Below are 7,956 nucleotides of genomic sequence, written 5' to 3'. Positions count from 1 at the left end.
GCGTGATGCAATATTCCTGATCTTGCTACGTAAATTGCCGGAGGAGGCTCACGATCGCTTGAGACGAATCGCGACTTACGGTAGTATTTTGCGTTGCAAGAAATCTATTCTCGACAACGTCTGAGTTCCGCGTCGTTGCCGTCTTCAGGAGAGCGCGGAACATGTACGTCCTTGCTCTGGTCACGCAGAAAGGCGGAAGCGGCAAGAGTACGCTCTCCGTTGGACTGGCCGTGGCAGCGATGCAGCGCGGACAGCGCGTCGCTCTCATTGAAGCGGACGCGCAAGGTACGGTCTTGAAATGGAAGGAGCGCCGCGAGGATCCCTATCCTCGCGTCGAGTGCGTTGCTGATCCCGCCGAGATCGAGCCGTTGATCGCGCGCCTCAGGGCTGAAGGCATCTGGCTTGCCATCATCGACACCGCCGCGACGACCAACAGCCTGGCGACGCGCGTCATTGCCAGCGCCGATCTCTGTCTGATCCCGGCGCGCCCGAGCCCGGCCGATATCGAAGCCGCGATCCCCACGCTGATCGCCATCCGCAGGCTCAATCGCCGATTTGCCTTCATCCTCAATCAGACGCCGACACGGGGTTGCCGGTTGAGCGAAGCTGCGACGTCGCTCAGCTCGCTCGGCGTGCTTGCGCTTCCCTTCATTGGACAGCGTAACGACCACCAGGACGCGCTCGGGGCAGGGCTGGGCGTGACCGAGTTCGCGCCGGAGGGAAAAGCTTCGGAGGAAATGGTCGCTCTGTGGGGTTGGATCGCGGCGCACTTTGTCGGGGAGTTGGATGATCATGGGAAAGGCGCGCTCAAGACAGCCTGCTGACGTTGCGCGCGCCAGGCGTCGCTCGCTGGTGGAGCTGACGGCGGAAGTGGGCCGTGCCGTCGACGAGGGCTTGGCCATGCCGCCTGGCTCGGTCACCGTCTTCCTCCAGGATGCGCCGCAGATCGCGCAAGCAGCGCCTGCCCCGATCACCGTTCCGGCACAAGAAGGGGCCAGCGTCATCGTTGCAAGACCTGAAGTTGCGAGACCTGAAGCTGCAAGACCTGAACCTCCAAGACCTGAACCTCCGAGCAGCACCACCACCGATCTCATCGTGGACATGGTCAAGGATTGCCAGGCCCGTGCTTTGGACGGCATGAAGACTGGCGCTCACGTTGCGCTGGATTATGCCAAAGATCTCGCCAATCCACGGCTCGCCGCTGGACCATCCGAGGCCGATGGGGTCGCCGCCGCGGAAAGCCAGCTCATCGAGGCGATTGGGACGGCAGCCGAGTGTCGCGCCGTCGTGCTCGAACTGATGAAAGTCAATGCGGGCGCGACCTTGGAGTATGCGCGGGAGTTGGGTCGTGCGAGAACGCTGGCGGAATTGGTTGAGCTCTCGAGCACGCATGCGCGAAAGCAATGTGAGTTAGTCCTGAAGCAAACCGAGTTGCTGAGATCGCTTGCTCAAAAGATGATAAAGCCCGCTACCTTGTAGCACCGCTCGCCTGCCGTCATGCGTTCAGGATCTGCTCGGGACAATCAGGGTGAGGCCGAGATCGATCGCGAGTGCTAGAACCACCGCCCCGCCGCCGAGCGCGAACAGGACGAGATAGTCGCCACCCGTGTGCGCGTAGAGCCAGGAGAAGCCATAGGCGGCCGCCGCCTGGAACAGCGCAAAGCTGGTCGTGGCATGGCTCCAGGTGGTGCGCTGCTGCTCGGCAGAGTGCGGCACGAGCTCATGGATGCGTCCGAGCACCAGCGGCACGATGCCGGGCGTGAAGCCGCCGGCCACGACGCTCGACACGATCAGCGAAACCGGTGCGGTGCTCACGGCTGGGAGCAACACGGCGGCCGCCTCGATCAGGAACGCGGCGCGCAAGGCGGGTCCGAACCCGGATCTGTCGCCGAGATGGCCGGTGACCAGCGGCCCGACGATCGCGCCGAGGCCGTAGAGCACCCAGTAGCGCGATCCCGCGGCGATGCCCTGGCCGAGGCCGCGCGCCACGAAATCGACTATGAAGACCATGTGTGGCACYAGCGCCACCGCGTTGAGGCCATACTGGATCAGCAAAGCGCGGATGGCGGGCGAGGCGCGGCGGTGCTTCGGGTGATGTTGCACAGGTGTTGCATCGGCCTTGGCTTCCGCGGGCCAGTTCCACCAGCTCGCGAGCGTGAGCAGGGCCGACAGCACGCCGAGGCCATACCAGCTCTGTTGCAAACCCTGCTGCAAGAGCAGCGGCACCAGCGTGCCCGATGCAGCGACGCCGAGACCGACACCCGCGAAGATCACGCCGCYGACGATGCCACGCCTCGCGGGCGAGGTGTGCGGGAGAATAACGGACGCCGCAAGCACCATGATGATTCCGCCGGTGAGCCCGGACAAGAAACGCCAGGCGAAGAACCAGGTGAACGACACCGGGGCGGAGCTCGCGAAGAAGGAGAGCGTGGCGAGCAGCATCATGGCGCGTAGCGCGTTGACCGCGCCGATGCGCGTGGCCACAGCTCGCGCCGCAACTGCGCCGGCGAGATAGCCGGCGAGGTTCGCCGCACCGAGATAAACGACGTCGGAGGCGCTGAACCACTTTGCTGCGATGAGGGCGGGGATCAGCGGCGTGTAAGAAAAGCGGGCGAGGCCGAGTCCGACCAGCGATGCGGACAAGCCGGCCACGGCATATCGCCAAGTCTGCTGAGACGTCGATCCCGGCCGCTGATGCGGCCGGGCGTGGTGCTTGGCATCGGCATTGAGTTCGGTCATGTCGTCCCCCTGCGCGGGCTCAGTGGCCGGCGCTCTGGCCGCCGTCGACATGCAGGATCTCGCCGGTGACGAAGCCTGCCTGCTCGAGATAGAGCACGGCATCGACGATGTCGGAGGTCTCGCCCATATGGCCGACGGGGTGCAGYGCACCGAGCTGCGCATGGGTCTCGACTGCGTGCATCGGCGTCTTGATGATGCCGAGCGCGACCGCGTTCACGCGGATGCCGCGCCTGGCGTATTCGATGGCAAGCGACTTGGTCGCGGCGTTCAGGCCGCCCTTGGTCAGCGAGGCCAGCACCGACGGCACGTTCGAGTTGGCGTGGTCGACCAGGCTGGTCGAGACCTGAACGACGTGGCCCGAACCCTGCTTTTCCATCTCGGCGATGGCGAGTTGCGTAATGCGGAAGAAGCCCGCGACGTTGACGCCCATCACTGCCGCGTAGTCTTCGGCCGTATACTGCGTGAACGGCTTTGCGACGAAGATGCCGGCGTTGTTGACCAGCGTGTCGACGCGGCCGAAGCGGGCGACGGCCTGCGAGACCACGCGCTCGGCGGTGGTCCAGTCGGCGATGTCGCCCGGGATGGCGAGGACGTCATCGTCGCTCGACGGCTTGATGGAGCGCGCCGTTGCGACGACGCGATAGTTGCGATCGCGAAAACCCTGGACCAGGGCGGCGCCGATACCCTGCGATGCACCGGTGATGATGGCGACCTTCTGCTCGATACCCATGATGGGCTCCTGTTGTTGACTTCCGGACCTGTGCCAGTCGGCTGCGGGGCAGTGGCTGGCTTGCCCGCTCAGGTACGCCGCCGCGGCCCGGCTGCGAATACGCGCTGTCCGGCAGACACTCTTTCGCGGCGCGAACGAATGCCGGATCGGCCCGGGGGCGGATCGCAGCCCCGCGGCGGTTGTCGCGGCGGGAGCGAGCGCTTAGCTTGCAACCCGAAACCGAGCGGGCTGGCGGGAAGCGCATGGATCGTCTGGATGCGATGAAGGTGTTCGTCCTTGCGGTGGACGAGGGCAGCCTTGCCGCTGCCGGGCGCAAGCTCGGCCGCTCACCGGCCGCGGTCAGCCGCGCCATCGCCTTTCTGGAGGAGCGCGTCGGTGCCGAGTTGCTGCACCGGACGACGCGCGCGATCAAGCTGAGCGAGGAGGGCGAGCGCTATGTCGCGATCTGCCGTCGCGTGCTCGCCGAGCTCGAAGAGGCTGATGACATCGCGGCCGGACCGCGCACCGCACCGCGCGGCCTGCTCACCATCACCGCTCCTGTGGTGTCAGGCGAGATGGTCCTGCGTCCGATCCTCGATGCGTTCCTCGACGCCTACCCGACGGTGTCGGCAAAGCTCCTGCTGTTCGACCGCGCGGTCAACCTGATCGAGGAGGGCGTCGACATCGCGCTTCGCATCGGCCACCTCGCGGATTCGGCGATGGTGGCGATGCGGGTCGGCGAGATCAGCCGTGTCGTGGTGGCGGCGCCGCGCTATCTGAAGCAGCATCCGCGGATCGCGGAGCCGGGCGATCTCGCCAAGCACCAGATCGTGGCGATGGCCCATCTCCCCAATTCCTGGACGTTTGCGCCGCAGGCAGGCTCATCGGTGCCGCGTACGGTCCAGTTCACGCCGCGGCTCGTCGTCAACAGCACCTATGCGGCGGTGGCTTCCGCGGTCGCCGGACGCGGCATCGCGCGGATGTATTCGTACCAGGTGGCCGAGGAGGTCGCGCGCGGCGAGCTGGCGGTCGTGCTGGCCGGCGACGCGGATCCGGAGATGCCGGCCCATCTGGTCTGTCCGCAGGGGCGGCTTGCGGTGCCGAAAGTGCGCGCCTTCACCGACTTTGCCGTGCCGCGGCTGAAGAAGCAGTTCGCGGCCCTGAAGAAGAGCATCGGCCCTCGCTGAATTGTGATACGTTCGCGGAGAGGAAGAGTGTCTGTCGCTCGGTGGCGCTTCGCCGCCGTCTCGATTGGGCCTAATTGCAGGTCGACACAGCGCGCGCTCATCTTTTCAGGTCACGAGATCAACATGTCGCAAGTCAATCCCGATCGTCGCCGCTTCCTCGGCTCCGCCGTCCTGGGCGTGGCGGGCGCCCGCATTTTGCTCGGGAACTTCACGTCGCCAGCCGTTGCGGAGAGCCTCCCGCCGATCAAGCTGGGCGCGAACGCGTCGTTCGGCGCGCTCAAGCAGGTCGATGCCGGCGTTCTCAACGTCGGCTATGCCGAGGCCGGCCCGGCCGATGGGGCCGTGGTGATCCTGCTGCACGGCTGGCCCTATGACATCCACAGTTTCGTCGACGTGGCGCCCGCGCTGGCGCAGGCCGGGTATCGCGTCATCGTTCCGCATCTGCGCGGCTATGGCACGACGCGTTTCCTGTCGGACCAGACGATGCGCAACGGCGAGCCCGCGGCGCTGGCCGCCGACATCGTGGCGTTGATGGATGCGCTTGGCATCAGGCGGGCGACGCTTGCCGGCTATGATTGGGGTGCGCGGACCGCCAACATCGTCGCGGCGCTCTGGCCGGAGCGCGTCAAGGCGATGGTCTCGGTGAGCGGCTATCTGATCTCGAGCCAGGCGGCCGGCAAGATGCCGCTGCCGCCGAGTGCTGAGCTGCAATGGTGGTATCAGTTTTACTTTGCCACCGAGCGCGGCCGCGCAGGCTACGCCAAGAACCGGCACGACTTCGCCAAGCTGATCTGGAAGCTCGCATCGCCGAAGTGGAATTTCGACGATGCCACCTATGACCGCAGCGCGGCCTCGCTCGACAATCCCGATCATGTCGAYGTCTCGATCCACAATTATCGCTGGCGGCTTGGCCTCGCGGAGGGTGAGGCGAAGTATGCGGAGCTCGAGCAGCGGCTCGCGGGCTTGCCGGTGATATCGGTCCCGACCATCACCATGGAGGGCGACGCCAACGGCGCACCGCATCCGGAGCCCGCCGCCTACGCCAGGATGTTTTCGGGCAAGTATGAGCACCGGACGGTCAGCGGCGGCATTGGGCACAACCTGCCCCAGGAGGCCCCGCAGGCCTTCGCCGAGGCCGTCGCCGATATCGCCGGGAGTTGAGGGCGCATGCCGGCCGCCCGGTACCGGCGCCATGCGTTGTTTTGCGTATTCGGAGGCCGGGCTGAATCAGCCATGCTGCCCAAACGGTTAACGCCGAATTAACGGATGAGTCCTAGCCTGTCTCGGCCGGGTTACTCGCAGGCCGAGGTGAGCCCAATGGAAGCCCAGAAGATCGCGGTCGACGCCGTCGTCGCGCTGACCGATTGCGACCGCGACGCCGTCATCGCCTTCATCCGCCGGCTCTATCTCGCCGGCGTCACCGACCCCAAGCGCCTGACCTTCAAGGGTCTCCAGGCGCTGTCCCGGGTGTGACCCAGCACGCAATCGAATCTACTGCGTCTGAACCGTCGGATCGCTGATTCGGATCGAGGTGACACGATCCTCCCGCACCTCGAATGAGAACGGCCAGGGACCATAGGTCCAGAGTTCGGTCTTCTCGAGCCCGCTCGGGCCGACATGGAATGGACTGCCGAGCTGCGCCAGGAGCTTCTCCGTGGCGTCGCCGAGATTGATCTGGTTGAAGCTGTAGGGGGCGGCCTGTGCCGGCCCACTGATCTGGAGCGCGAGAACGCGGTTCGCCTTCACGGTTGCGGCGAGATAGGGAAACTGGTCGGGCTTGCCGAGAAAGTACACATAGGTCGTGGCGCCGTTCGCCGGCGGCAGCTTGCGGTGCGGCTCGCCGAGCACGGCCTTGAGTGACGCTTCCGGGATACCCACACCGAGCGCGCCCATGCGCTGGCAGGCGAAGCTGAGCACGTCAGGGTCGGGCGGGCTGACACGCTTACCGGCGTCGACCTTGCAGGCGAATCCCTGCCCGGCCCGCAGCCACTGGCCGCGGAGCTCCGGATCCGGCGTCTTGCCCAGCGGCGGTCGCGGCGGAGCGCCTTGACCATTCACAGATGCGGATAGTCCAAGCAGAAACAGCGCGAGCGTAGAGCCCGCGAACAACCGCCACATCCCCAAGACGCCCCCCGACTTCCCAACCTGTGGAGCAGGATACCATCCCGAAAGCTGGCCGCAACGCCGGGATTGATCTCGGGTCGGCTGCGATTTTTAATTGTGCACGGCACGGCCTGGGCCGTCCCAATCACAACCTTTGGAACAGCCTCAGGATGCACTTCAATATCTTGCCCGTCGGCCTAGGTCGGGGTAGATGACGTCCCCGGCTGGGTCACTTTGGAACCGGGGATATGCTGAAACAGCTTTTTGCGCCGCAACTTGTCATTCTCTATGTGCTTGCGGCATCCACCATTTACGTTCACTTCCGAGGCAAGCAGCGGCTGCGCTTCGCGCGCCAGCTCGGTGACCACTCGACCTATCTCGCGCCCTACAATGTGCTGATGTATGCGGGCTCGGCCGTGCCGAACAAGCCGGTGATCCCGGTCGAGCAGTTTCCCGAACTCAAGCCCCTCAGCGAGAACTGGGAGACCATCCGCGACGAGGCCGTTCGCCTGTTCGACGAGGGCTTTATCCGCGCGGCGGCCAAGAACAACGACTGGGGCTTCTACTCGTTCTTCAAGAGCGGCTGGAAGCGCTTTTACCTGAAATGGTACGACGACTTCCTGCCCTCGGCGCGCACGCTGTGCCCGCAAACGGTGGAGCTGTTGAATTCGATTCCTTCCATTCATGGCGCGATGTTCGCGATGCTGCCGCCGGGCGGCAAGCTGGGGGCGCACCGCGATCCCTTCGCGGGCTCGCTGCGCTACCATCTCGGCCTCGTCACGCCGAACTCGAACAAGTGCCGCATCCTGGTCGACGGCRTCGAATGCGTCTGGCGCGACGGCGAAGCCTTCATGTTCGACGAGACCTTCATCCACAGCGCGGAGAATGCGACCGACGTCAACCGCATCATCCTGTTCTGCGACGTCGAGCGCCCGATGAAGTTCGGCTTCATGACCGCGATCAACCGCTGGGTCAGCCATCACATCGTCAAGGCGTCGGCGACCCAGAACGTCGATGGCGAGAGCGTCGGCGTGCTCAACARGGTGTTCGGCAAGCTCTACGAGATCCACCTCGCCAGCCGCAAGGTCAAGGAGTGGAACCGCAACGTATACTACACGCTGAAATACTCGCTGACGGCGCTGATCCTCGGCCTCATCGTGATGTCGGCGCTGCGGTGAAGCAGGTGTAGCGCGGATCGGCGAGCCGCGTATCCCGGAT

General features: G+C 65.2%; 9 protein-coding genes. 6 read left to right on the top strand and 3 right to left on the bottom strand.

Annotation, left to right across the window (positions count from 1 at the left end):
* The first annotated feature begins 161 nt into the window (after window positions 1–161).
* The gene (locus ACXJL8_RS27230; RefSeq protein WP_456620968.1) at window positions 162–824 is read left to right on the top strand and encodes a nucleotide-binding protein; all 663 of its coding nucleotides are present in this window, start codon (window positions 162–164) and stop codon (window positions 822–824) included.
* Complete coding sequence (locus ACXJL8_RS27225) at window positions 787–1,479, top strand: phasin family protein (RefSeq protein WP_456685906.1); 693 nt, start codon at window positions 787–789, stop codon at window positions 1,477–1,479. The genes ACXJL8_RS27230 and ACXJL8_RS27225 overlap by 38 nt, the downstream gene beginning before the upstream one ends.
* Before the next feature lie 24 nt (window positions 1,480–1,503).
* Here ACXJL8_RS27225 and ACXJL8_RS27220 read toward each other — a convergent pair whose 3' ends face one another.
* Window positions 1,504–2,739 (bottom strand): MFS transporter, encoded by a 1,236-nt coding sequence (locus tag ACXJL8_RS27220; protein WP_456685905.1) that lies wholly within the window; start codon window positions 2,737–2,739, stop codon window positions 1,504–1,506.
* Window positions 2,740–2,758: 19 nt separating this feature from the next.
* Window positions 2,759–3,469 (bottom strand): SDR family NAD(P)-dependent oxidoreductase, encoded by a 711-nt coding sequence (locus ACXJL8_RS27215; RefSeq protein ID WP_456620971.1) that lies wholly within the window; start codon window positions 3,467–3,469, stop codon window positions 2,759–2,761.
* A 242-nt stretch (window positions 3,470–3,711) separates the two neighbouring features.
* Between ACXJL8_RS27215 and ACXJL8_RS27210 the strand changes: the two genes are divergently transcribed.
* From ACXJL8_RS27210 to ACXJL8_RS27200, 3 genes are all read left to right on the top strand, one after another.
* Window positions 3,712–4,635 (top strand): LysR family transcriptional regulator, encoded by a 924-nt coding sequence (locus ACXJL8_RS27210; RefSeq protein ID WP_456620972.1) that lies wholly within the window; start codon window positions 3,712–3,714, stop codon window positions 4,633–4,635.
* 123 nt (window positions 4,636–4,758) lie between these two features.
* Window positions 4,759–5,796 carry an alpha/beta fold hydrolase gene (locus ACXJL8_RS27205; protein ID WP_456620973.1) on the top strand — a complete coding sequence of 346 codons (1,038 nt, stop codon included), beginning with the start codon at window positions 4,759–4,761 and terminating at the stop codon, window positions 5,794–5,796.
* A gap of 156 nt (window positions 5,797–5,952) precedes the next feature.
* Entirely contained in the window at window positions 5,953–6,108 is a 156-nt protein-coding gene (locus tag ACXJL8_RS27200; RefSeq protein ID WP_167768006.1) for a hypothetical protein, read from the top strand.
* 18 nt (window positions 6,109–6,126) lie between these two features.
* On the opposite strand, the gene ACXJL8_RS27195 is transcribed toward ACXJL8_RS27200, so the two are convergent.
* Window positions 6,127–6,753, bottom strand: a complete 627-nt coding sequence (locus tag ACXJL8_RS27195) for a hypothetical protein (protein WP_456620974.1) — start codon at window positions 6,751–6,753, stop codon at window positions 6,127–6,129.
* Between the two features lie 233 nt (window positions 6,754–6,986).
* Between ACXJL8_RS27195 and ACXJL8_RS27190 the strand changes: the two genes are divergently transcribed.
* Window positions 6,987–7,916, top strand: coding sequence for an aspartyl/asparaginyl beta-hydroxylase domain-containing protein (locus ACXJL8_RS27190; protein ID WP_456685904.1), 930 nt, complete (start codon window positions 6,987–6,989; stop codon window positions 7,914–7,916).
* Window positions 7,917–7,956 lie beyond the last annotated feature (40 nt).

It is taken from the genome of Bradyrhizobium sp. P5_C11_2 (assembly GCF_054049755.1).
Note: the sequence above shows the minus strand (reverse complement) of the source record. Positions and strands in the feature narration are given on the sequence as shown.

Excerpts from the sequence above, each read along its gene's own strand:
- ACXJL8_RS27230 (WP_456620968.1), top strand. The coding sequence starts at position 162 with ATGTACGTCCTTGCTCTGGTCACGCAGAAAGGCGGAAGCGGCAAGAGT.
- ACXJL8_RS27195 (WP_456620974.1), bottom strand. The coding sequence starts at position 6,753 with ATGTGGCGGTTGTTCGCGGGCTCTACGCTCGCGCTGTTTCTGCTTGGA.
- ACXJL8_RS27210 (WP_456620972.1), top strand. The coding sequence starts at position 3,712 with ATGGATCGTCTGGATGCGATGAAGGTGTTCGTCCTTGCGGTGGACGAG.
- ACXJL8_RS27225 (WP_456685906.1), top strand. The coding sequence starts at position 787 with ATGATCATGGGAAAGGCGCGCTCAAGACAGCCTGCTGACGTTGCGCGC.
- ACXJL8_RS27200 (WP_167768006.1), top strand. The coding sequence starts at position 5,953 with ATGGAAGCCCAGAAGATCGCGGTCGACGCCGTCGTCGCGCTGACCGAT.